18 protein-coding genes and 1 pseudogene are annotated in these 23,851 nt (G+C 73.0%); 13 read left to right on the top strand and 6 right to left on the bottom strand.

What is annotated here, in order from left to right; genetic code table 11:
* The first annotated feature begins 200 nt into the window (after window positions 1-200).
* Window positions 201-1,421, top strand: coding sequence for a sensor histidine kinase (locus tag ACGFMP_RS19930; protein ID WP_393673954.1), 1,221 nt, complete (start codon window positions 201-203; stop codon window positions 1,419-1,421).
* A 251-nt stretch (window positions 1,422-1,672) separates the two neighbouring features.
* The gene (locus tag ACGFMP_RS19925; RefSeq protein ID WP_393673952.1) at window positions 1,673-3,028 is read left to right on the top strand and encodes a sensor histidine kinase; all 1,356 of its coding nucleotides are present in this window, start codon (window positions 1,673-1,675) and stop codon (window positions 3,026-3,028) included.
* Between the two features lie 140 nt (window positions 3,029-3,168).
* On the opposite strand, the gene ACGFMP_RS19920 is transcribed toward ACGFMP_RS19925, so the two are convergent.
* Window positions 3,169-4,146 (bottom strand): zinc-binding alcohol dehydrogenase family protein, encoded by a 978-nt coding sequence (locus ACGFMP_RS19920; protein ID WP_393673950.1) that lies wholly within the window; start codon window positions 4,144-4,146, stop codon window positions 3,169-3,171.
* Window positions 4,147-4,305: 159 nt separating this feature from the next.
* Here ACGFMP_RS19920 and ACGFMP_RS19915 point away from each other — a divergent pair, with 159 nt between their 5' ends.
* The 3 genes from ACGFMP_RS19915 (at window position 4,306) to ACGFMP_RS19905 (ending at window position 8,149) form a co-directional block, all read left to right on the top strand.
* Window positions 4,306-4,965 (top strand): LuxR C-terminal-related transcriptional regulator, encoded by a 660-nt coding sequence (locus tag ACGFMP_RS19915; protein WP_393674293.1) that lies wholly within the window; start codon window positions 4,306-4,308, stop codon window positions 4,963-4,965.
* Between the two features lie 168 nt (window positions 4,966-5,133).
* Window positions 5,134-7,092: a 2-oxoacid:acceptor oxidoreductase subunit alpha gene (locus tag ACGFMP_RS19910; RefSeq protein ID WP_393673948.1), complete on the top strand. Its 1,959-nt coding sequence runs from the start codon at window positions 5,134-5,136 to the stop codon at window positions 7,090-7,092.
* Window positions 7,085-8,149, top strand: coding sequence for a 2-oxoacid:ferredoxin oxidoreductase subunit beta (locus ACGFMP_RS19905; RefSeq protein WP_393673946.1), 1,065 nt, complete (start codon window positions 7,085-7,087; stop codon window positions 8,147-8,149). The genes ACGFMP_RS19910 and ACGFMP_RS19905 overlap by 8 nt, the downstream gene beginning before the upstream one ends.
* 13 nt (window positions 8,150-8,162) lie before the next feature.
* On the opposite strand, the gene ACGFMP_RS19900 is transcribed toward ACGFMP_RS19905, so the two are convergent.
* The gene (locus ACGFMP_RS19900; protein WP_393673944.1) at window positions 8,163-8,549 is read right to left on the bottom strand and encodes a winged helix-turn-helix transcriptional regulator; all 387 of its coding nucleotides are present in this window, start codon (window positions 8,547-8,549) and stop codon (window positions 8,163-8,165) included.
* A gap of 78 nt (window positions 8,550-8,627) precedes the next feature.
* Here ACGFMP_RS19900 and ACGFMP_RS19895 point away from each other — a divergent pair, with 78 nt between their 5' ends.
* From ACGFMP_RS19895 to ACGFMP_RS19880, 4 genes are all read left to right on the top strand, one after another.
* A complete protein-coding gene (locus ACGFMP_RS19895) occupies window positions 8,628-9,497 on the top strand; it encodes an SDR family oxidoreductase (protein ID WP_393673942.1) in 870 nt (289 codons plus the stop codon).
* Between the two features lie 121 nt (window positions 9,498-9,618).
* Window positions 9,619-10,659, top strand: a complete 1,041-nt coding sequence (gene rarD / locus ACGFMP_RS19890; protein WP_393673940.1) for an EamA family transporter RarD — start codon at window positions 9,619-9,621, stop codon at window positions 10,657-10,659.
* Window positions 10,660-10,897: 238 nt separating this feature from the next.
* Window positions 10,898-13,021, top strand: a complete 2,124-nt coding sequence (locus ACGFMP_RS19885) for an acyltransferase family protein (protein ID WP_393673939.1) — start codon at window positions 10,898-10,900, stop codon at window positions 13,019-13,021.
* A gap of 189 nt (window positions 13,022-13,210) precedes the next feature.
* The gene (locus ACGFMP_RS19880; protein WP_393673938.1) at window positions 13,211-13,774 is read left to right on the top strand and encodes a flavodoxin family protein; all 564 of its coding nucleotides are present in this window, start codon (window positions 13,211-13,213) and stop codon (window positions 13,772-13,774) included.
* A gap of 105 nt (window positions 13,775-13,879) precedes the next feature.
* Here the strand turns inward: ACGFMP_RS19880 and ACGFMP_RS19875 are convergent, their stop codons facing one another.
* From ACGFMP_RS19875 to ACGFMP_RS19860, 4 genes are all read right to left on the bottom strand, one after another.
* Window positions 13,880-14,860, bottom strand: coding sequence for an ABC transporter permease (locus ACGFMP_RS19875; protein WP_393673936.1), 981 nt, complete (start codon window positions 14,858-14,860; stop codon window positions 13,880-13,882).
* Window positions 14,847-15,821, bottom strand: coding sequence for an ABC transporter ATP-binding protein (locus ACGFMP_RS19870; protein ID WP_393673934.1), 975 nt, complete (start codon window positions 15,819-15,821; stop codon window positions 14,847-14,849). The genes ACGFMP_RS19875 and ACGFMP_RS19870 overlap by 14 nt, the downstream gene beginning before the upstream one ends.
* A gap of 151 nt (window positions 15,822-15,972) precedes the next feature.
* Entirely contained in the window at window positions 15,973-17,196 is a 1,224-nt protein-coding gene (locus tag ACGFMP_RS19865) for an outer membrane lipoprotein carrier protein LolA (RefSeq protein WP_393673932.1), read from the bottom strand.
* A gap of 463 nt (window positions 17,197-17,659) precedes the next feature.
* On the bottom strand, window positions 17,660-18,682 hold the full coding sequence (locus ACGFMP_RS19860) for a polyprenyl synthetase family protein (RefSeq protein ID WP_393673930.1): 1,023 nt from the start codon (window positions 18,680-18,682) through the stop codon (window positions 17,660-17,662).
* 465 nt (window positions 18,683-19,147) lie between these two features.
* Here ACGFMP_RS19860 and egtA point away from each other — a divergent pair, with 465 nt between their 5' ends.
* The 4 genes and pseudogenes from egtA (at window position 19,148) to egtD (ending at window position 23,712) form a co-directional block, all read left to right on the top strand.
* Window positions 19,148-20,425, top strand: a complete 1,278-nt coding sequence (gene egtA / locus ACGFMP_RS19855) for an ergothioneine biosynthesis glutamate--cysteine ligase EgtA (protein ID WP_393673928.1) — start codon at window positions 19,148-19,150, stop codon at window positions 20,423-20,425.
* A gap of 123 nt (window positions 20,426-20,548) precedes the next feature.
* On the top strand, window positions 20,549-21,868 hold the full coding sequence (egtB, locus tag ACGFMP_RS19850; protein ID WP_393673927.1) for an ergothioneine biosynthesis protein EgtB: 1,320 nt from the start codon (window positions 20,549-20,551) through the stop codon (window positions 21,866-21,868).
* Window positions 21,868-22,473: pseudogene (egtC, locus tag ACGFMP_RS19845) on the top strand (ergothioneine biosynthesis protein EgtC); the annotation flags it as partial. The gene egtB and the pseudogene egtC, both read left to right, overlap by 1 nt.
* Window positions 22,474-22,734: 261 nt before the next feature.
* Entirely contained in the window at window positions 22,735-23,712 is a 978-nt protein-coding gene (gene egtD, locus ACGFMP_RS19840; RefSeq protein WP_393674292.1) for an L-histidine N(alpha)-methyltransferase, read from the top strand.
* Window positions 23,713-23,851: the final 139 nt, after the last annotated feature.

The raw sequence follows: 23,851 nt of genomic DNA, 5'->3' as shown, positions 1-23,851 counted from the left end.
TAGGCCCTGGCCTGACCGGCTCCGGCCGAGGTGTCCCTCCAGCCGGACGGCCCCCTTCCGTACCGCCCGCCCCCGGCCCGCGCGCGGCCGTCGTCCGGCACATGCGCGGCCCGCGCGCGACCCACCTGGGGATAACCCCACCCCGCTCCGGCCCACTCACCCCATGGCGCCGGAACCCGTTTCCCCGGCAGGCTGGGACCATGAACGCCTCGCCGCCCTCCGCATACCGCGCCACCCCGGCCACGGCGGCCGACTCGGCCGACCAGGCCGACAGCGCCGCACTGCCGCCGCCGCGTTTCGCCTTCGACGGCGTGACGTGGAGGGAGATCCTCAACCTGCTGCTCAATCTCCCGATGTCGATCATCGGCTTCGTCTACGTCGTCACGGCGCTGACGCTCGGCGCGGGGCTCTCGGTCACCGTGATCGGCCTGCCGCTGCTCGCGTTCGGCCTGCTCGGCTGCCGGGTGCTCGGCACCGTGGAGCGGGCAAGGGCGAGGGCGCTGCTGGGGGTGCGGGTGGACGAGCCGCGCACACTGGGGCCCGGCACCCTCGGCTTCCTGCCGTGGTTGTGGGTGACCCTGAAGGATCCGGTGGCCTGGCGGCACGCGCTGTATCTGGCGATCCGGCTGCCGTGGGGCATCATCACCTTCACCGTGACGCTGACCTCGCTCTTCGTGGCCTGGCCTGTGCTGCCTTTCCTCTCCCGCGGGATGTCCGCGGTGGACCGGGCACTGGTGCGCGGGCTGCTGCAGCCGTCCGACGAGCTGGAGCGGCGGATCGCGGAGCTGGAGTCCGACCGGGGTGTGGTGGTCGACACCGCGGCCGCCGACCTGCGCCGCATCGAGCGCGACCTGCACGACGGCGCGCAGGCCCGACTCGTCGCCCTGGCCATGGACCTCGGCCTGGCCAAGGAGAAACTCCTCGAAGACCCCGAGGCCGCCGCCCGCATGGTCGACGAAGCACACGGCGAGGTCAAGGTCGCCCTCCAGGAACTCCGCGACCTCGCCCGCGGCATCCACCCCGCCATCCTCACCGACCGCGGACTCGACGCCGCCCTCTCCTCCGTCGCCACCCGCTGCACCGTCCCCGTCACCGTCACCGTCGACCTCCCCGCCCGACCGGCGGAGGCGATCGAGGGCATCGCCTACTTCACCGTCTCCGAACTCCTGCAGAACGTCAGCAAGCACAGCGGCGCCCCGCGCGCTTCCGTGGACGTGTGGCGCACCACGGACCGGCTGATGATCCAGGTGCGCGACGAAGGCCACGGGGGCGCGGACGTGTCCGCGGGCTCCGGCCTGGCGGGCCTGGCGGAGCGGCTGGACTCCGTCGACGGCCTCTTCGTGGTCAGCTCCCCGGCGGGCGGGCCGACCGTCGTCACGGCCGAGCTCCCCTGGCGGGACCGCGACTTCCGGCGGCCGTAAAAGCGGTCGTGGCGCCGCCGTGGTGCGGCCGTGGTGCGGCCCTGGCGCGGTGGCCGCGCCCGTCGCCGTGCCGGTCGCGGCTCCCCCCCCGAGCACGGCGCTCGGGGGCGGAAGCGCGTCGCGGCACGATGCGACCGCCTGTCCCGGGCGGCCTCGCGGGGGCCGGGTGGGGGCCGGGTGGGGATAGCCCCACCCCGAAGAGGCCGATCCGCACCATGGGGTGACCGGCCGGGAAAGCCCAGAGTGGACGTATGACGAGCAGTGCGGAAAGGACGGTCCCGACCATGGCGTACGGCTACCAGCACGAGGAGCGGGCGGCGCGCCACCGCCTGCCTGCCGCGGTACGCGCACCCTTCGAGGCCAGGACGTGGCGCGAGTTCGGCTACGCGCTGCTGAACCTGCCGATGGCCATCACCGGCTTCGTGTGGACCGTCACGATGCTCTCGCTCAGCGCGGGCCTGCTGATCACCTTCGTCGGCCTGCCGCTGCTGGTGCTGACCCTCGGCGGCTGCCGGGCCATCGGCCGGGTCGAGCGCGCCAGGGCCCGCACCCTGCTGCTGCTCGACGTGGACGAGCCAGGGCCGACCCGCGCCAAGAGCCGCGGCTTCCTGGCCAGGGCCGGCGCCCAGCTCGGCAGCGGCGTCAACTGGCGGCACGTCGTCTACACGCTGCTGCACTTCCCGTGGGGCATCGTCACCTTCTCGGTCTCCCTCAGCCTGTTCACCTACGGGTGGGGGCTGCTGACCTACCCGCTGTGGCGGTGGGTCTTCCCGGTCTACTTCGGGGAGGACGGCCTGCAGGTCTACGGCAGCGGCGACGGTCACCACGGCTGGTGGCTGCACACCCCGGCCGACATGCTGCTGAGCGTGGTCGTCGGCGGGACCCTGGTGCTGAGCACGCCCTGGGTGATCCGCGGTATGGCCCACGTGGACCGGATCCTGGTCCTCGGCCTGCTCGGCCCCTCCCGCCTCGACGACCGGGTGACCGAGCTGGAGTCCGACCGGGGTGTGGTGGTCGACACCGCGGCCGCCGACCTGCGCCGCATCGAGCGCGACCTGCACGACGGCGCACAGGCCCGACTCGTCGCCCTGGCCATGGACCTCGGCCTGGCCAAGGAGAAACTCCTCGAAGACCCCGAGGCCGCCGCCCGCATGGTCGACGAAGCACACGGCGAGGTCAAGGTCGCCCTCCAGGAACTCCGCGACCTCGCCCGCGGCATCCACCCCGCCATCCTCACCGACCGCGGACTCGACGCCGCCCTCTCCTCCGTCGCCACCCGCTGCACCGTCCCCGTCACCGTCACCGTCGACCTCCCCGCCCGACCGGTGCCGGCCATCGAGGGCATCGCCTACTTCACCGTCTCCGAACTCCTGCAGAACGTCAGCAAGCACAGCGGCGCGGGACGTGCCTCGGTCGACGTGTGGCAGGTCGAGGACCGGATGATGGTGCACGTGTCGGACAACGGGCGCGGCGGCGCCTCCCTGTCGGCCGGCTCCGGGCTGGCGGGGCTGGCCGAGCGCCTCGACTCGGTGGACGGCGTCCTGGTCGTCGACTCGCCGCCCGGCGGCCCGACCCGGATCACGGCCGAGCTGCCCTGGCGGGCGTGACCCGTATCCCCCTGGCCCGCTCCCCCGGCCGCCCCGCGCGCCCCCGTCCGGTCCACCGGGCGGGGGCGCCGTGTCGCCGGGCCGTCCCTGGGGCGCCGTGTCACCGGGCGGTCCCCGGGCAGGCGCGGTCCTGCCGGCTCTCAGCCGAGCTGCGGGTCCACCGCGATCAGGGTCTTGCCCACGTTGCGGCCGGCCTGCATCGCGATGAGCGCTTCGGCCGCCCGCGGCAGGGGCAGTTCGGCCGTGACGTCCAGCCGGATCGCGCCCGACGCGAGCAGCGCGAAGGCCGACAGCGCGTGGCCGCGGACCGTGCGGGGGGCGCGGCGGGCGAGGTCGCCGATGTTGTAGCCGGTCAGGGAGCGGTTGCTCTTCCAGAACGGCAGCACGGGCAGTGTGAGGTCCGGCTCCCGCGCCGCCTCGCCGTAGACGGCCAGCCGGCCGAAGGGCGCCAGCAGGGCGAGGCTGGCGAGCCTGGTCCTGCCGCCGATCGGGTCGAGTACGACGTCGAGGTCGCGCAGCCGTTCGGCGAAGTCGTCCCGCAGGTGGACGGCGTCGTAGCCGAAGCGCTTGGCGTACGCGGCCTTCTCCGGCGAACCCACCGTCCCGTGGACGGCGGCGGCGCCGAGTGCGCGGGCGATCTGCGCCGCGGCCGATCCGACCCCGCCGGCCGCCGCGTGGATCAGCACGGTGTCGCCGGCCCGCAGCCGGGCCGCGCCGGTCAGCACTCCGTAGGCGGTGGTGAGGACGAGGGCGGCGCCGCCGCCGTCACGCGGGGATATGCCGTCGAGCGGGAAGACGAACTCGGCCGGGGCGACGGCGTATTCGGCGTAGCCGCCGCCGTCGGGCAGGTAGGCGGCGACCGGGTCGCCGACCGCGAGGCCGCTGACGCCGGGGCCGAGGGCGGCGATCTCGCCGGAGACCTCGAGTCCCGGCACGTCGATGCCGCGGGCCCCCTGCGGTGGGCCGAAGTCGCCGAGCACGTGCTGGAGTTCGCCGTAGTTGACACCGGCGTACGCGACCCGGACCAGCACCTGCCCCGGTCCGGCCGCCGGGGTCGGCAGCTCCAACTGCCGCAGGACCTCGGGGCCGCCGTTGACATCGAATCCGACCGCGTGCACGCGTGCTCCTCTCGCTGGCCGCCGCGAACCGTCGCGGCGCCCACCCGGCTGCCGGGCGCAACCTTGCCCATGGCAACCGTATTCCCCATTCACCCGCCGATGCTGGGATGCTGGGCGGGTCAGTCGGACACGGGGGAGCGCGGAACGGTGGAGGACAAGGTGCGAGTGGTCATCGCCGAGGATTCGGTACTGCTGCGGGATGGCCTGACGCGGCTGCTGACCGATCGCGGCCACGACGTGGTGGCCGGCGTCGGCGACGCCGTGGGACTGATCAAGGCGGTCGACGAGCTCGCGAGCCAGGGCGCCGCACCCGACGTGGTGGTCGCCGACGTACGGATGCCGCCCACCCATACGGACGAGGGCGTCCGCGCCGCGGTGCAGCTGCGCCGGGACCACCCGGAGGTGGGGGTGCTGGTGCTGTCTCAGTATGTGGAAGAGCAGTACGCGACCGAGCTGATCGCGGGCAGCAGCCGCGGGGTCGGATACCTGCTCAAGGACCGGGTCGCGGACGTCCGCGAATTCGTGGACGCCGTGGTCAGGGTGGCCGAGGGCGGTACAGCCCTGGACCCCGAGGTGGTCGCGCAGCTGCTGGGCCGCAGCCGCAAGCAGCATGTACTCGCCAATCTCACTCCGCGAGAACGCGAGGTGCTCGGCCTGATGGCGGAGGGGCGGACGAACTCGGCCGTCGCCAGGCAGCTGGTGGTGAGCGACGGAGCGGTGGAGAAGCACGTCAGCAACATCTTCCTCAAGCTGGGACTGGCCCCGAGTGACGGGGATCACCGTCGGGTCCTGGCCGTCCTCACCTACCTCAACTCCTGAGGTACACGGCCTTCGCGCGGCCGTACGTCTCGGATGACGAGACGTCGTCTCACGATGCAGGACAATCGGCGGTACGCGCGCCTTCCAGTTACCGGTACGTCCGGGGAAGGCGACCCTTACCGCCGTACGATGACCGGTGAGCCGCCGCCTCGAAGGAGGTCCGTTTCAGTGACCAGCCAGGTCAGCAGCCCCATCACCGCGGGCACCGCGGAAGAGCCGTCCGTCGTCGTCGACGTTCTCGGTGACCAGCGCAAACCGGCCAAGGAGACCAGGCGCCTCGACCGCGTGATCATCCGGTTCGCCGGTGACTCCGGCGACGGTATGCAGCTCACCGGCGACCGCTTCACGTCGGAGACGGCGTCGTTCGGCAACGACCTGTCGACGCTGCCGAACTTCCCGGCGGAGATCAGGGCGCCCGCAGGGACGCTGCCGGGGGTGTCGTCCTTCCAGCTGCACTTCGCGGACCACGACATCCTCACGCCGGGTGACGCCCCCGACGTGCTGGTCGCGATGAACCCGGCCGCCCTGAAGGCGAACCTGGGCGACCTGCCGCGGGGCGCGGAGATCATCGTGAACACCGACGAGTTCTCCCGGCGCGCGATGGCCAAGGTCGGCTGGTCGGCGAACCCGCTGGAGGACGGCTCGCTGTCCGCCTTCGCGGTCCACCCGGTCCCGCTGACCACGCTGACCCTGGAGGCGCTGAAGGACTCGGGGCTGGCGCGCAAGGACGCCGAGCGGGCGAAGAACATGTTCGCGCTGGGCCTGCTGTCCTGGATGTACCACCGTCCGACGGCGGGCACCGAGGCGTTCCTGGCGAAGAAGTTCGCGAAGAAGCCCGATATCGCCGCGGCCAACGTGGCGGCCTTTCGCGCCGGCTGGAATTTCGGCGAGACCACCGAGGACTTCGCGGTCTCCTACGAGGTCGCGCCCGCGTCGGCGGCATTCCCCGCCGGCACCTACCGCAACATCTCGGGAAACCTGGCGCTGTCCTACGGGTTGATCGCCGCGTCCAAGCAGTCGGGGCTGCCGTTGTACCTGGGGTCGTATCCCATCACCCCGGCGTCGGACATCCTGCACGAGCTCTCGCGGCACAAGAACTTCGGCGTGCGCACCTTCCAGGCCGAGGACGAGATCGCCGCGATCGGGGCGGCGCTGGGCGCCGCGTTCGGCGGGGCGCTTGCGGTCACGACGACGTCGGGGCCCGGGGTGGCGCTGAAGTCCGAGACGATCGGCCTCGCGGTGTCGCTGGAACTGCCGCTGCTGGTGATCGACATCCAGCGCGGCGGCCCGTCGACCGGGCTGCCGACGAAGACCGAGCAGGCCGACCTGCTCCAGGCGATGTACGGGCGCAACGGCGAGGCCCCGGTGCCGGTGATCGCACCGGCCACCGCGGCCGACTGCTTCACCGCCGCGCTGGAGGCGGCCAGGATCGCGCTGACCTACCGCACCCCGGTCCTGCTGCTCTCCGACGGCTACCTGGCCAACGGCTCCGAGCCGTGGCGCATCCCGCAGACCGGTGAACTGCCCGACCTGCGGGTCGAGTTCGCCTCCGGCCCGAACCACACCAAGGCCGACGGCACCGAGGAGTTCTGGCCCTACCTGCGGGACCCCGAGACGCTGGCGCGCCCGTGGGCGGTGCCGGGCACCCCCGGGCTGGAACACCGGATCGGCGGCATCGAGAAGCAGGACGGGACGGGGAACATCTCCTACGACCCGGCCAACCACGACCTGATGGTCCGCACCCGGCAGGCGAAGATCGACGGCATCGCGGTGCCCGACCTGGTGGTGGACGACCCGTCGGGGACGGCCCGCACCCTGGTCCTGGGCTGGGGGTCGACCTACGGGCCGATCACCGCGGCCGCGCGCCGGATCCGCGCCGCGGGCGGGCAGGTCGCGCAGGCGCACCTGCGCCACCTGAACCCCTTCCCGGCGAATCTCGGCGAGGTGCTCAAGAGCTACGAGCGGGTGGTCGTGCCGGAGATGAACCTCGGCCAGCTCGCGCACCTGCTCCGGGCGAAGTACCTGGTCGACGCCCGGTCCTTCACGCAGGTGACGGGACTGCCGTTCAAGGCCGAGCAGCTCGCGGCCGCGGTCATGGCGATCATGGAGGAGAACGCGGATGTCTGAGGCGCTGGCACTGGTCCCCAAGGCGGCCGCCAAGCAGAGCATGAAGGACTTCAAGTCCGACCAGGAAGTACGCTGGTGCCCCGGCTGCGGGGACTACGCCGTGCTGGCCGCGGTCCAGTCCTTCATGCCGGAGCTGGGGCTGGCCCGGGAGAACGTGGTGTTCATCTCCGGGATCGGCTGCTCCTCGCGCTTCCCGTACTACATGAACACCTACGGGATGCACTCCATCCACGGCCGCGCCCCGGCCATCGCGACCGGCCTCGCCACCTCGCGGCGGGATCTGTCGGTGTGGGTCGTCACCGGTGACGGCGACGCGCTGTCGATCGGCGGAAACCACCTGATCCACGCGCTGCGCCGGAACGTGAACCTGAAGATCCTGCTGTTCAACAACCGGATCTACGGGCTGACCAAGGGGCAGTACTCCCCGACGTCGGAGACCGGGAAGATCACCAAGTCCACGCCGATGGGGTCGCTCGACGCCCCCTTCAACCCGGTGTCGCTGGCGATCGGCGCGGAGGCGGGCTTCGTGGCCCGCACGATCGACTCGGATCGCAAGCACCTCCAGTCGGTGCTGCGGGCCGCCGCCGACCACCCCGGCACGGCACTGGTCGAGATCTACCAGAACTGCAACATCTTCAACGACGGCGCCTTCGACGCGCTCAAGGACAACGCCACCGCCCAGGAGGCGGTCATCCGCCTCGAGCACGGGCAGCCGATCCGCTTCGGCGCCCCGGCCGCCGACGGCCTCGGCTCCAAGGGCGTCATCCGCGACCCCTCGACCGGCGACCTGGTGGTCGTCGAGGTCACCGACGACGTCGCGAGCCGTGTCCTGGTGCACGACGCGCACACCGCCAACCCGACGACGGCCTTCGCGCTGTCCCGCCTCGCCGACCCCGACACCCTGCACCACACCCCCATCGGGGTGCTGCGCAGCGCCCGGCGCCCGGTCTACGACACGGACATGGCCGACCAGCTCGACCAGGCCGTGGCCCAGCAGGGCGAAGGCGACCTGGCCTCGCTCCTCGCCGGCACCGACACCTGGACGGTGCCCGAGTAGCGGCGGCGGCGCCTCAGACGGAGACCGAAGGCGCCGCGCCACGCTCGGCGTCGTACGCCGACTGCGCCGCGGCCACCGCCTCGACGCGGGAGGAGGTCCAGGCAGCCAGTGCCCGGACCTTCCCCGCGGCCTCCTGCCCGAGCGCCGTGAGGTCGTAGTCGACGTGCGGCGGTATGACGGGGCGCGCGCGGCGGCGGACGAAGCCGTCCCGCTCCAGGGTCCGCAGCGTCTGCGTCAGCATCTTCTCGCTCACGTCGCCGATGCCGTCCCGCAGCTCGCTGAAGCGCAGCGTGCCTGCGTCATGCAGCGCGGCGAGCACCAGCACGCCCCAGCGACTGGTGACATGTTCCAGAATGGCCCGCTCAGGGCAGCTCACCTTCACGTCTGTACCGTACTTCAAGGTGGGTACTTTCCATAAGTTAGTGCCCCGGATACGGTGGTCACGACCGCAGGAACACACTCCACCGGGAGACCCACCGTGAGCATCGTCGTCACCGGAGCCACCGGCCAGCTCGGCCGCCTCGTCATCGCAGACCTGCTGGAGCGCGGGGTCGCCCCCGCCGGGATCGCCGCGGTGGCGCGGGACGAGGGGAAGGCCGCGGATCTCGCCGCCGCCGGCGTGGAAGTGCGGATCGCGGACTACGACCGGCCCGAGACCCTCAAGGGCGCCTTCGCCGCCGGCGACCGGGTGCTGATGATCTCCGCGAACGAGGTCGGCCGCCGCGTCCCCCAGCACACCGCCGTGGTCGACGCGGCCGCGGAGGCGGGCGTGGCGCTGCTGGTGTACACCGGCGTCCTCGGCGGCCCGGCCGCCGACTTCCTCCTCGCCGACGAGCACAAGGCCACCGAGGAGCACATCCTCGCCTCGGGGCTGCCCTACGTCTTCCTCCGCAACGGCTGGTACACCGAGGTCTACACGGCGAACCTGCCCGCGGTCCTCGAACACGGCGTGGTGATCGGCAACGTGGGCGACGGCCGGGTCGCCACCGCGGCGCGGGCGGACTACGCGGCCGCCGCGGCGGCGGCGGTCTCGGGCGAGGGCCACGAGAACCGGGTGTACGAGCTGAGTGGCGACGTCGCCTGGAGCTTCCCCGAGTACGCGGCCCTCATCACGGAGCTGTCGGGCCGCGAGGTCGCCTACAGCGACGTGAGCGCGGAGGAGCGGCAGGAGATCCTGGTCGGCGTCGGGGTGCCGGCGGACTTCGTCGCGGTACTCGTCGACCTGGACCAGGCCATCGGGCGCGGCCTGCTGGCCGGCACCAGCGGTGAGCTGGCCCGGCTGATCGGCCGCCCGACCACGCCGCTGCGCGAGACGGTCGCGGAGGAGCTGCGCAGGCTGCGCGCGTAGCCCCGGGGGCGGGCGTCAGGACCAATCCGCGATACGGGCCTGGCAGCGCGGCGGCCTGACCGCTACCGTCGGACTGCCATCCGTACCCGCACCGCGTACGGCGGCGTGGGGAGGACGGGCGATGGGCGACAAGCGCGCAGGACTTGCGTACGGTTTCGCGGCCTACGGGCTGTGGGGCCTGTTCCCGCTCTACTGGCCGCTGCTCGAACCCGCGGGGGCGATGGAGATCCTGGCCCACCGGATGGTGTGGTCGCTGGTGGTGGTGTCCGTCCTGCTGCTGGCGCTGCGCCGGTGGGCGTGGATCGCCGAGCTGATACGGCAGCCGCGCCGGCTCGCCCTGATCGCGGTCGCCGCGACCGTGGTCTCGGTCAACTGGGGCATGTACATCTGGGCGGTCAACGCCGGCCACGTCGTCGAGACCTCGCTCGGCTACTTCATCAACCCGCTGGTCACCATCGCACTGGCCGTCCTCGTGCTGAACGAGCGGCTGCGGCCCGTGCAGTGGACCGCGGTCGGCATCGGCTGCGCGGCCGTCGCCGTCCTGGCCTTCGGCTACGGGCGACTGCCCTGGATCGCGCTGACCCTGGCGCTGTCCTTCGGCACCTACGGCCTGGTCAAGAAGAAGATCGCCATGGGCGGCCTGGAGTCGCTGGCCGCCGAGACCTCCGTGCAGTTCCTGCCCGCCTTCGCCTTCCTGCTGGTCCTCGGCTCGCGCGGCGACTCGACCTTCACCCACCACGGCCCCGGCCACGCCGGCCTGCTGGCCCTTTCCGGCCTGGTCACCGCGGTGCCCCTGGTCTGCTTCGGCATGTCGGCCAACCGCCTGCCGCTGTCCACCCTCGGGCTGCTCCAGTATCTGGCCCCGGTCTTCCAGTTCCTGATCGGCATCCTCCACTTCCACGAGACGATGTCCACCGAGCAGTGGGCGGGCTTCCTGCTGGTCTGGGCGGCCCTCGCCCTGCTGACGGTCGACGCCATACGCAACGCCCGCCGCACCAGGGCCGACCTGGCGTCCGCCGCCGCGTCCGCCGCTGTCGCCGCCGGTGCCGGTGCCGGTGCCGGTGCCGTCACTCAAGCCGCTGCCGGCGCCGAGGCCGGTCCTGACGTCGCTGCCGCCGCTTCCCTCGACTATTCGGCTGACGGAGTACGGGATTCCGCGTGATGTGGAATTCATTCCCGCGCGGAACATTGAATTCTCGCATTGACGTGCGATACGACCGTCGGACATAATCCCTCAGCGTCAGTGAAACACACCCAGCCCGCATCGGGTTGTGGCCACGGAACCGACCTCCCCGATTCCGTTCACCCGGAATTCACATCCGGTATTCCCCACGTATCGGCGTCATTTCCTGGGCTGCGCATTCCCACCGGGACCAGGGCAGGACGCGAGGAAAAGCACAGTGACGACTCCCTCCCGCGTGTCCTCGCGCGGGATTCCGGCCCCCCGGCGCGGCGGCCGGCAGGCGGTGACCCGATCCGGGGCGCACCCGGTGCGGCTCGACATCCAGGGGCTCCGGGCGGTCGCGGTGTCGCTCGTCGTCCTCGCGCACGCCGGGGTGGGCGCGGTCGGCGGTGGGTACATCGGGGTCGACGTCTTCTTCGTCGTCTCCGGTTTCCTCATCACCTCCCTGCTGCTGCGCGAGTTGTCCGGAACCGGCCGAATATCGATCCGCGCCTTCTACGCCCGCCGCACACTGCGGCTGCTGCCCGCCTCGACGCTCGTCGTCCTCGCCACGCTCGCCGGCTCCTGGCTCTTCCTGTCGAAGATCCGCTTCGAGGAGTACGCGGGCGACGCGCTGAGCAGCGCCCTGTACACGGTGAACTTCCGGCTGGCCGCGGGCGGCACCGACTACCTCAACGAGACCAGTCCCCCCTCGCCCTTCCAGCACTTCTGGTCGCTGGCCGTCGAGGAGCAGTTCTACCTGGTCTGGCCGCTGCTCCTGCTGCTCGGCTGGCGTGCGGGCCGCCGCCGGGTGCTTCCCGCGGTGCTGCTCACCGCCCTGTGCCTGGTGTCCTTCCGGCTGAACCTCACGCTCACGCACGACTCGCCGTCCTGGGGGTACTTCGCGTCGCACCCCCGCTTCTGGGAACTCGGCGCGGGGGCACTGCTCGCCCTCGGCGCCGGGCACCTGGACCGGCTGCCCGCCCCGCTCTGCGCGGCCATGACCTGGACCGGCCTGGCCTGCGTCCTGGCGGCTGCCCTCGGCTACAGCAGCGACACCCGCTTCCCCGGGCCCTTCGCGCTGCTGCCGGTGTCCGGGGCCGTCCTGGTGCTGGCCGGCGGCTGCTCGCCCGATCCCTACGGCGCCGGGTGGCTGCTCGCCAGACGGCCGGTCGCCGGGCTCGGCGGGCTGTCCTACGGCTGGTATCTGTGGCACTGGCCGCTGCTCGTCATCGGGCCCGAGGCGCTGGGCATGACCGCGGGCGTCGGACCGGCCCTGCTGCTGTGCGCGGTCGCCCTGGCCGCGGCCTGGGCGACGCTGCGCCTGGTGGAGAACCCGGTGCGCTTCCACCCGGCCTTCCGCGGCCGGCCGGGACGCGCGCTGCGGCTCGGCGGCGGCCTGTCGGCGGGCGCCGCCGCCATCGCGCTGACCGCGTCGCTCTTCCCACCGGCCATCGAGGCCGGACGCCCGGCGCCCGACCTGAGGCAGCAGATCACCGTGGCGGCGGACCCGCTGCGGCAGCTGGACCGGCTCCTGGAGACGTCAGGCAGCGTCCTGCCCGGCAACCTCACACCGGCCCTCGACCGGATCCGGCCCGTACGCTCGGCGGTCTACCGCGACGGCTGCCACGTGGACTATCAGGGCACGCAGCCGCCACCCGGCTGCGTCTACGGCGACCCCGCCGCGTCCACGGCCGTCGTGCTCTTCGGCGACTCCCACGCGGCCCAGTGGTTCCCCGCGCTCGACCGGCTGGCGCGGGAGCGCCACTGGAAGCTGGTGTCGCTGACGAAGGCGTCCTGCAAGACCGCAGCCGTGACGATCGTCTACCACGGCGGCCCCTACACGGCCTGCGACGTGTGGCGGGAGCGGGCGATGGCCCGGATCGACAGCCTGCACCCCGCACTGGTGCTCGTGTCGTCCTCGGACGCGGGCGACCCCGTCCACCCGGCGGCCGACCTCCTGCGGCAGTGGACCGACGGGTACCGCTCCGTCTACGAAAGGCTCGGGAATTCAGGGGCCCGTGTCGCCGCGCTGCTGGACACGCCCTGGCCGACATCGGACGCCGTCGACTGCGCGGCGAACCACCCGACGCGACTCGGGCAGTGCGCCAACCACCTGCCCGGGGCCGTCCACGACCCGACCCGGCAGCAGGCGGCCGGGGACGCGGCGAGGTCGGCCGGCGCCTCGGTGATCGACCCCGTGCCCTGGTTGTGCACCCGCGCCGGCAGCTGCCCGATCCTGCTGGGCAACACCCTGGTCTACCGCGACGACAGCCACCTGTCCGAAGGCTGCGCCGACGCCCTCGCCCCGCTACTCGGCCACCGCCTGACCGAACTCTTCGGGCCGGACCTTCGCCCCTGACCGTCGCTGTCGGCCGGCCGCCGCAGGCCGAGGCGTCGACCGGCCGCATGAACCGGCCCAAGGCCCGAGCCCGCGGCCCGGCCCCGGAGGACCGCCCCGGCGGCCGGGGCGCCGGTCCCCACCTCCCGAGGCGCCGCCGGCACCGGCCTCGACTTGACTCCAGGATTGATGCGCGCGCAATATATGCACATGCATGACTTCTCGGGGCGACGATTCCTCTTCCTGCTCGGCAGCACCCGCACGGGTGGGAACACCGAATCACTCGCGCAGCAGGCAGCCGACCAGCTGCCCTCCCATGTGGAGCAGCACTGGGTGCGGCTCGCGGACATGCGGCTGCCGGACTTCGCCGACCTGCGGCACGACGGCGACGGCTCGTATCCGGCGCCCACCGGCCACGCCCGTACCCTGCTGGACGCCACGCTCGACGCGACCGACCTGGTCATCGCCTCGCCGCTGTACTGGTATTCGGTCTCGACGCCGACCAAGCAATACCTCGACCACTGGTCCGGCTGGATGCGCGTCCCCGGACTGGACTTCCGGGCCCGGATGGCCGGCCGCACCCTGTGGGGCGTCACCGCCCTCGCGGGCGCCGACCACACGGACGCCGACCCGCTGGTCGGCACCCTCGCGAAAACCGCCCGCTACATGCGGATGGACTTCCGCGGAGTGCTGCTGGCCAGCGGGAGCCGGCCCGGCCAGATCAGCGCCGACGAGGATGCGGCACTGCGCGCGAAGACTTTCTTCACGCCGTGAAATCCCGGCCCTACGGGGCCGCCTCGGGCGCGGGTCCCTCGCGGGGGGAGGGACCCGCCCCGGCGCCCCGGCCCGACGAGGCGCCAGGGCGGGACGGGCGCCCGATTACGCCGTCACGTCGCGGGTGGTGAAGCGCGCCCAGGCGGCCGAGCCGAAGACGGCCGCGTAGACCAGCTGGAGGGCGAGATTCTTGAGGATGCCGCTCCAGATGACGGGTGCGCGCATGACATCGGCGAAGCTCAGCCAGTAGTGCGGGAAGAGGTAGGGCTGGAGCGCGTGCAGCTGCGGGATGTTGTTGATGATCTGGATGGTGATCAGCAGCCCGACCGTGGCGGCCATCGCACTGATGCCGCTGTCGGTGAGGGTCGAGATGAACAGCCCCAGCGCGCCGAGGCCGATGAGCGAGGCCGCGACCAGCAACGCGATCAGCAGGCCGCGCAGGATGCCGTCGGACAGCGGGACGGTGTTGCCGGACAGCAGGGTCACGTCGCCGACTGGGAAGAGCGTGAAGCCGACGATGACCGCGGACAGCACCACCACCAGGGTCGCGGCGACGCAGAAGGTCAGCACCGAGGCGTACTTGGCGAGCAGCAGGCGGGTGCGGCCGGCCGGGGCGACCAGCAGATAGCGCAGGGTGCCGGTGCTGGCCTCACCCGCGAGGGAGTCGCCGGCGACCACGCCGATGGACATCGGGAGGAAGAAGGGCAGCGTCGCGGCGAGCGAGGCGAAGGCGAGGAACAGGCCGTTGTTGCTGATCTGTTCGAGGAATGCCGGGCCGCCGCCGTCATTGCCGCCGACCGAGCCGCCGCCGCGGGTCTCGATCCGCACCGCGATACCGACCAGCACCGGCACCCCGGCGAGCACCCCGAGCAGTGCAAGGGTCCTGGCCCGGCGGAAGACGATCAGCAGCTCGGACCCGAAAAGGCCGAGCGACCACACCGCCCGGGCCCGCCGGGATTCGGGCGGAGCCGGGACGCGCGCCCGGTCGTGGCGCGCTGCGGGGGCGGTCCGCTCCCCCTCGTCGTGCGCGCCGGCAACCGTCCCGGTGTCCGCACCGGTGCCTGCGGAGGTCTCAGCCCGCGACATCGAAACCCTCCCCTGTCAGTGCCACGAACGCGTCCTCGAGCGAGGCCCGCTGTATCCCGAAGCCGCGCACCCGCACACCGGCCGCGACCAGTGCGGCGTTCAGCTCCGCCAGGTCGGGCGGTTCGGCCGGCAGCTCGCCGGTCACCACACCGCTGTGCGGATCGGTGTCCAGCTCCGTCACCCCATGCCCGGTCAGCACCCGGACGGCCTCGGCCGGGTCGGGAGTGGTGACCGCCAGCCGGCCGCGGGTGCCCGCGGACAGGTCGGCGACCGGCCCCTGGGTGATCAGCCGGCCGCGGGCCATCACGGCGGCATGGGTGCAGACCTGCTCGATCTCGTCCAGCAGGTGCGAGGAGAGGAAGACGGTGGTGCCGTCCTCCGCCAGCTCCCTGACCAGGGCCCGGATCTCCCGCATGCCCTGCGGGTCGAGGCCGTTGGTCGGCTCGTCCAGCACCAGCAGCTCGCGCGGCTGGAGCAGTGCGGAGGCCAGTCCGAGCCGCTGCTTCATGCCGAGCGAATACGCCTTGGCCTTCTTCGCCGCCGCCGCGGTCAGCCCGACCCGGTCGAGCGCAGAGCCCACCCGGGCCCTGCGGGTCCGCGGATCGGCCGTCGGGTCGGCGGCGTCGTAGCGCAGCAGATTGTCCCGGCCGGACAGGAAGCCGTAGAGCGCGGGCCCCTCGATCAGTGCGCCGACCTTCGGCAGCACGGCACGGGTGGAGCGCGGCATGGGCCGCCCCAGCACGCGGGCGGTGCCCGCGGTCGGCTCGATCAGGCCCATCAGCATCCGGATCGTGGTCGTCTTGCCCGAGCCGTTCGGCCCGAGGAAGCCGAACACGCTGCCGCGCGGCACCCGCAGGTCGAGGCCGTCCACGGCGAGCGTGCCCCGATACTGCTTGGCCAGGCCGCGGGTCTCGATCACCACGTCGGGCGTCGGACCGTCCGCGTCGGGCGGCTGTCCCATCGCTCTCCTTCGTCAGCGGGGCGGAATCGGCGCGGGACCGGCCCGGGAATCCGGCAGGAGTCGGCCGGGCGGCGGCCCACCCGGGCGGCCGGACCGGACCGGCCCGGCCGCCCGGGTGCGGTGGCCCCGCCGGGTGGCGGGGCCACCGGTGTCATCGCGCGGCGCTGTTCGCGGCCGCGGTCAGCGCGGACTGGTCGACCGCACCGGCGTAGATCGAGCCGTCCTGCGTCAGCAGCACATTGACCAGCCGGGTGTGGAAGAGGGTGCCGGAGCCGAAGGCGCCGCTGACCTGCTTGCCGAAGCCGCCGAGCATGTCCGCGGGGCCGCCCTTGTGATTCTTGTGACCGTCGGACGGCAGCGCGCCCTTGCTCTTGAAGACCGCCACGGTGTCCCAGCCGGAACCGCTGTAGCTGGGTTCGCCGAGGCCGGACATCGGGGCGTGCGAGCTGTCCTTGCTGGCCTTGTCGCTCTCCTCGGTCACCTTCACTCCCTTGGGCGGGGTGAAGGTGAAGGTGCTCGCGGCCGGCTTGCCGAAACTCACCTTGGTGTAGGCGGCCTCGAAGGCCGCCTTGCCGTTGCCCTTGGGCTGCAGCGTGAACTTCAGCGGCACCCCGGTCTTGGAGTCGACCGCGATCCTTATCGAGTCGATCGTGGTGTCCGGCGCGTTCTGCGGGCGGATCAGCAGCACGTAGGCGCTGCGCCCTGCCACCCTGGCGGTGCCGTCTGCGGTGAACGACGCGGTGCCGTCGGACGCCTTGATGATCTGCTCGGCGGCGGCCTGCGGCGTCGAGGGGAAGTCGTCGGGCAGCTGCCGGTGGGACTGGGCCTTGGCGTCCCTGGCCGGCAGCGTGGAGTGATACGCCTCGTTGGACGAGCTGTCATACGCCCACACCTGGGAGCCGTTGTGGATCACGCTGTACTCGGCGGCGGGCTCGATGATCGAGACCTTCTGCCGGTCCTGGCCGTCGGCCGCGACATGCAGGGTGTGGCTGCCGATCAGCAACTGGGTGAACTGGCGCTGCGGGTCGGCCCGCGAACCGTCGGGCGAGCCGAACGCAGGCGGCGCCGCCGCGCCGCCGAACATGCCGCTCGCGGTGCCCCCCGACAGGGCCGAGGGCAGGCCCAGGTCGGTGCTGATCTTGACCGTGCCGTCCACGGTCTGGGTGTCGGAGGCGGCGATCCTGGTCAGGATCTGCTGGGCGGTGAGGGATGGCAGAGACGGGTCGCCGCTGTCCGCGAGCGCTGGGACCAGTCCGATGGTCGCGGCGGTCACGCCCACGACCGCCACAGGGACGGCATAGCGCAGTGCCTTGCGCCTGCGCTGCCCTCCCTCGGGCTCGTGCGCCTCCGGCTGTGCCGGTTGGATCAGTGCCATTGCGTCTTTACCTCCGTCGTCAGCGGCGGTTCGCTGTCCTGCACTCGTCCACTCCCCCGGCCATTGTCGCCCGGTCCGCCCCGAAGTGGTGTGTATCCATCCCACCAAATCGGCCGCTCCGCCACATCAGCCCCGGGGGCCAACTCCGTGTACGCCTGCGGGATGACACTCCCGCGTCCCGTACACGTTCCGGAGTAGCGCCCCTGACCCTCTCTCAGGGGCGCCCGACCCGGCGGTGAAAGCCGGGGACGGCGGCGGCCGGCGAAGGACGGCAGCGGCGGTCGGCGCGGGCCGTACGGCATCGGCGGCCAGGCGCCGCGTGCTCAGCAACGCCCGGTGCGCAGGCAGCGCCTGCTCAGCCCGCCCGGTGCACCACGGCGTCGCACAGTCCGGCCAGCGCGCAGGCAGCACCTGCTCAGCCCGCCCGGGGGCGCAGGCGGCGAGTGCGCCGCCCGCCGCGTGCTCAGCCCGCCCGGTGCACCACGGCGTCGCACAGCCCGGCCAGCGCCTGCTTGGCCGGCCCCTCGGGCAGCGGCGCCAGCGCGGCCCGCGCCTCCGCGGCGTACCGCAGCGAGTCCTGCCGCGCCTGGTCGAGCGCCGGGTGGGCCCGCAGCAGGCCCAGCGCCTCGGCGTGCAGCGTGTCGTTCGTGAGGTCGCCGTCGAGCAGCTCGATCAGCCGCCGGTCGTCGGCCGAGACGGCGCCGCCGGCCTGCGCGTAGCGCTTGCGCACGTGCAGCACCGGCAGCGTGGGGATGCCCTCGCGCAGGTCGGTGCCCGGGGTCTTGCCCGACTCGTGGCTGTCGCTTGCGATGTCGAGGACGTCGTCGGCGAGCTGGAAGGCGATGCCGATGCGCTCGCCGTACTGGGTCAGCGTGTGCACCACGGACTCGTCCGCGCCCGACATCATCGCGCCGAACCGCCCGGAGACCGCCATCAGGGAGCTGGTCTTGCCGGCCAGCACCTCCAGGTAGTGGTCCAGCGGGTCGCGCCCGTCGCGCGGGCCGACCGTCTCCAGGATCTGCCCGGTGACCAGGCGTTCGAAGGACTCGGCCTGCACCCGGACGGCCTCGGGGCCGAGGTCGGCGAGGATGTGCGAGGCGCGGGAGAAGAGGAAGTCGCCGGTCAGCACGGCGACCGAATTCCCCCAGCGGGTGTTGGCGCTGGGCACGCCGCGGCGGGCGTCGGCCTCGTCCATGACGTCGTCGTGGTAGAGCGTGGCCAGGTGGGTGAGTTCGACGACCACAGCGGACGGCACCACGCCGGGGGCGAACGGGTCGCCGAACTGGGCGCCGAGCATGACCAGGAGTGGCCGGAAGCGCTTACCGCCCGCCTGCAGCAGATGCCGCGCGGCGTCCGTGATGAAGGGGACGTCGCTCTTGGTGGCCTCCATGAGGCCCTGTTCCACCGCCGCGAGTCCTGCGCCGATGTCGGCGTCCAGAGCGGGGTCCCACACGCTCAGCCCGAAGGGTGGCCCGACGACGTTCACGAGGGGTGCTCCTGTCGCTGATCTGGCTTCTGGCGGGGTGCTGGGACGGCGCTTCGCGGGCGGCTCCGCTGGCGCTGACGTGGTGCTCGGCTCGTATTGCGTACACGGGCAGCGTAGCCGGTCGGCTGTGGATCACCGCCGGGGCATCGCCCTACGCCAAGCCGCGGGGAGGCCGCGGCAGGACAGCGGCGGGGACGGCACGGCGGACCGTACGGGAGGCCGTGCACCATCACTCCGCGTATGATCCTGATCACGGTGATTCAGGGTGCTATGGCCCGCCCGTCGCATGGACGCCGGGTGCCGTCAGCCAGACCTGGGAACGTTCATGAATACGTAAGACCATCTCGTCACAGGGCCAACTAAAATTGCGGCAGCAACATGTGACATGTCCTCGCATCGGGGTAGACCGCAAAGGGAAAAAATCCCGCGGAAATCTCCGAAGGAGAGCGAACAGGAGGTGGATCGATGACAGCCGACCTGCTGGAGGACGAAGCGGAAGCCCACGTTCGGGGCGTCTGTTTCAAGACCGGACCGCCCGCACGCACCGGGGTGGAACTGGAGTGGTTGGTGCATGACCGCTCGGATCCCCGAATAGTGATGACGGCCGACCGGCTGGACGCGGCACTCGCGCCGGTCGAAGTGCCCGGTGCGATGCCCCGGGGCAGCAGAATCACCCGCGAACCGGGTGGCCAGGTGGAGCTGAGCTCCCCGCCCGCCGATTCGCTCACCGAATGTGTCGAGGCGATGGCCGCCGATGTCGCGGCCCTGCGCGAGGCGATGGACCGGGCCGGCCTGGTCCTCACCGGCCGCGGCCTCGACCCCTACAGGACCCCGCCCAGGCTCCTGGACGACCCCCGCTACGCGGCGATGGAGGGCTTCTTCGACCGCGAGGGGCCATGGGGGCGCACCATGATGCGCCGCACCGCGTCCCTCCAGGTCAACCTGGACAGCGGGGACGACTCCCGGTCCGTCACCGGCTACCGGCGGCGCTGGGAGCTCGCGCACCGGATCGGCCCGGTCCTGGTGGCGGCCTTCGCCAATTCGCCGCTCAGCGACGGGCGCCCGACCGGCTGGGTCTCCACCCGGCAGGCGACCTGGGCGGCCATGGACCCGGGGCGCACCCGCGCACCCGGCCACGACCAGGAGCCGCGCGCCGCCTGGGCGCGCTACGCGCTGGACGCGCGGGTGCTGTGCGTCCGCGGGGCCGCGGACGCCGAAGGCGCCCGTGGGGCCGCAGGCGCCGCCGACTGGAGCGCGCCCCCGGGCCTCACTTTCCGCGGCTGGCTGCGCGGCGCCGTCCCCGGCCTGCGCCGGCCGACAACCGACGACCTGGACTACCACCTCAGTACGCTCTTCCCGCCGGTGCGGCCGCGCGGCTGGCTGGAGCTGCGGATGACCGACGCCCAGGACGGCGACGGCTGGGTGGTCCCGACCGTGCTCACGGCGACCCTGCTGGACGATCCGGTCGCCGCCGACGCCGCGTTCGCGGCCACGGAATCCCTGTGCCCGGACGGGCAGCCGCTCCCGCCCGACGAGGTCTGGCGGCGAGCCGCCAGGGTCGGCCCGGCCGACCCCGACCTCGGCAAGGCCGTCCGCTCCTGCTTCACCGTGGCGGAGAGCGCGCTGGCGCGCTCCGACGCTCCCGCGGCGCTGCGCGCGGCGGTCGCCGGATTCGCCGAGCGGTACGCGGACCGCGGCCGATGTCCCGCACACGACCAGTTGGACGCGCTGTCACGCGTCTGACCTTCCGGAAGGTATGTCGTGACAAACCCTCGCACCACCAGTACCAGCAGTACGGCCCCGACGGCTACCACTCCAGCCACTCAGGGCACACCTGCCGCTTCCGCCACCCGGTCACCGTCCGGCATGGCGCTCGCGGCCCTCGAAGCGGCCCGGCGGCGGACGGAGACGCTCACCGACAGTGTCGACGAGCACGACCTGACCGCCCAGCACTCCCCCCTGATGTCCCCGCTGGTGTGGGACCTCGCCCACATCGGCAACCAGGAGGAGCTGTGGCTGGTCCGTGAGGCCGGCGGGCGTCCGGGACTGCGCCCCGACCTCGACCACGTCTACGACGCGTTCCGTACGCCGCGCGCCGACCGCCCCGCCCTGCCGCTGCTCGGCCCGGCCGAGGCCCGCGCCTACCTCGCCGCGGTGCGCGAGCAGACCACGGAAGTGCTCGGCACCGTCGACACCAGCCCCGACCAGCCGGAACGCCTGCTCGCCAACGCCTTCGTCTTCGGCATGCTCGCCCAGCACGAGCAGCAGCACGACGAGACGATGCTCGCCACCCACCAGCTCCGCACCGGCCCACCGGTGCTGGACGCGCCGGAGCCGCCGCCCGCGCCCGCCGACGCGGCGCTGCTGCCCGCCGAGGTCCGCATACCCGGCGGCCCCTTCACCATGGGCACCAGCACCGAGCCGTGGGCGCTGGACAACGAGCTGCCCGCGCACACCGTGGACGTGCCCGGCTTCTGGCTGGACACCGTGCCGGTCACCAACGGCGCGTACGCCGAGTTCATCGCCGCGGGCGGCTACGACGACCCGGCCTGGTGGACCCCCGAGGGCTGGCGGCACGTCCACGAGGCCGGCCTGGTCGCGCCGCTGTTCTGGGAGCCGGACGGCGAGGGCTGGACCCGCCGCCGCTTCGGCCGCACCGAGCCCGTACCCGCGGACGAGCCGGTGCTGCACGTGTGCTGGTACGAGGCCGACGCCTACGCCCGCTGGGCGGGCCGCAGGCTGCCCACCGAGGCCGAGTGGGAGAAGGCAGCCAGGCACGACCCGGCCGCCGGCCGCTCCCGCCGCTACCCCTGGGGCGACGCGGACCCCGGCCCGGAGCACGCCAACCTCGGCCAGCGCCACCTGCGCCCCGCCCCCGCCGGCAGCTACCCCGCGGGAGCCGCGCCCAGCGGCGTCCGGCAGCTGGTCGGTGACGTGTGGGAGTGGACCGCGTCCGATTTCGCCCCCTACCCCGGCTTCGCGGCCTTCCCCTACAAGGAGTACTCCGACGTCTTCTTCGGCCCCGACTACAAGGTGCTGCGCGGCGGCGCCTTCGGCGTCTCGCCGGTGGCGGCCCGGTCGACCTTCCGCAACTGGGACTACCCCGTACGGCGGCAGATCTTCGCGGGCTTCCGCACCGCGAGGGACGGCGGCCCCGACGAGGCGCGCGGGGACGGGCGCGGCTGATGTGCCGGCATCTGGCCTACGTCGGACCGCCGGTGTCGCTCGACCGGCTGCTGGTCAGGCCCACGCACGGCCTGTACGAGCAGTCGTGGCGGCCCCGGCGGCAGCGCCACGGCACGGTCAACGTCGACGGCTTCGGCGTCGGCTGGTATCCGCCCGACCAGGACGACGGCACCGGCTTCGTGCAGCCCGTCCGCTACCGGCGCGCCCTGCCCGTATGGGCGGACGCCAACTTCGCCGAGCTCGCCCCCGCGATCCGCAGCGGGGCGGTCCTGGCCGCGGTGCGCTCGGCGACCGAGGGGACCACGCAGGAGGAGTCGGCCGCCGCGCCCTTCAGGGACGGCCGCTGGCTCTTCAGCCACAACGGGGCCGTCAGGGACTGGACCCGGCTGCCCACCGGGCTGAGCGACGCGGAGCTGCTCGGCCTCGACGCGCGCAGCGACTCGGCGGCGCTGTGGGCGATGCTCACCGCGCTGCTGCGGCAGGGCCAGCCGCCCGGCGGTGCGCTGGCGTCGGTCGTCCGGCGGGTCGCCGCGGCCCGCCCGGACGCCCGGCTGAACCTCCTGCTCACCGACGGCCGCACCATCGCGGCCACCGCCTGGGGCGACACCCTCTGGTACCGCACAGGCCCCGGTGCGGCCCTGGTCGCCTCGGAGCCGGACGAGGAGCCCGCCGCCGCGCCCGCGGCCCGGCAGCGGCCCTTGTCCGGCCCCGGGCACCCCGACGGGGGAACGGGGGCGGGGCAGGGCCCCGCGTTCGGCGAATGGCGGGAAGTCCCCGACCGTTCGCTGCTGCTGGCCACCACCGCAGGAGTACGGATCATTCCGCTGCGTCCCCCGGGGGCCGCCGACCGCAAGGAGCGACACCGCATGCCCGAGAGCCGCTTCACCCTCGACGACCGGCTGCCCGCCGGCTACTTCACCGACTCGCTGCACGCCGACGTACGCAAGGGCCTGAGCCGGCCGCCCCGCACCCTGCCGCCGAAGTGGTTCTACGACAAGCGCGGCAGCGACCTCTTCGAGGAGATCACCCGGCTGCCCGAGTACTACCCGACCCGCGCGGAGCAGGAGATCCTCACCCGGCGCGCCCCCGAGATCGCCGCGCTGACCCGGCCGAGCACCCTGATCGAGCTGGGCTCCGGCTCGTCCCGCAAGACGCGCCTGCTGCTCGACGCGCTCACCGCGGGCGGCAGCCTGGTCAGGTACGCGCCCCTCGACGTGAGCGGTTCCGCGCTGGCGGAGGCGGGCGAGGCGATCTGCCTCGACTACCCGGGGCTGGAGGTCACCGCGACGGTCGCCGACTTCGAGGGCGGCCTGCCGGTGTCGGACGAGCCGGGGCCGCGGCTGCTGGCCTTCCTCGGCAGCACCATCGGCAATTTCGACGCCGGCCAGCGGCGCGCCTTCTACCGCACCTTGTCGCTCGCGCTGAGCAGCGACGACGTGCTGCTGCTCGGCGCCGACCTGGTCAAGGACCCGGATGTGCTGGTCCGCGCCTACGACGACGCGCAGGGCGTCACCGCCGAGTTCAACAAGAACGTCCTCCACGTGCTCAACCGCGAGCTGGGCGCCGACTTCGACCCCGCCGCCTTCGACCACGTCGCCCTGTGGAATCCCGACGAGGAGCGCATCGAGATGCGGCTGCGCGCCCGCACCGCCCAGACCGTCAAGATCCCCGAGCTCGACCTGAACCTCGAACTCTCCGCGGGCGAGGACCTGCGCACGGAGCTGTCCTGCAAATTCCGCCGCGAGTCGCTGACCGAGGAACTCCACGAGGGCGGCTTCACCGTCCGCCAGTGGTGGACCGACCCCGGTGACCGCTTCGCCCTGCTGCTCGCGGTCCCCAACTGAGGGCCGTCCCCGGCTGAGGGGGGCCGCCGCAGGCGGCCGCACGCGCACGCGCCGCGGGGGGGGGGGGGGGGGGCCCCCCCCCCCCCCGGCCGGGGGGGGCCCGCGGGGGGGCCCGGCCGACAACCCCCCCCGGGGGGCG

Origin of the sequence: Streptomyces sp. NPDC049040 (assembly GCF_043197715.1) — a bacterium.
Lineage (GTDB): Bacteria > Actinomycetota > Actinomycetes > Streptomycetales > Streptomycetaceae > Actinacidiphila.
The sequence above is the reverse complement of the archived record's forward strand: the minus strand, read 5'-3'. Positions and strand labels throughout refer to the sequence as shown.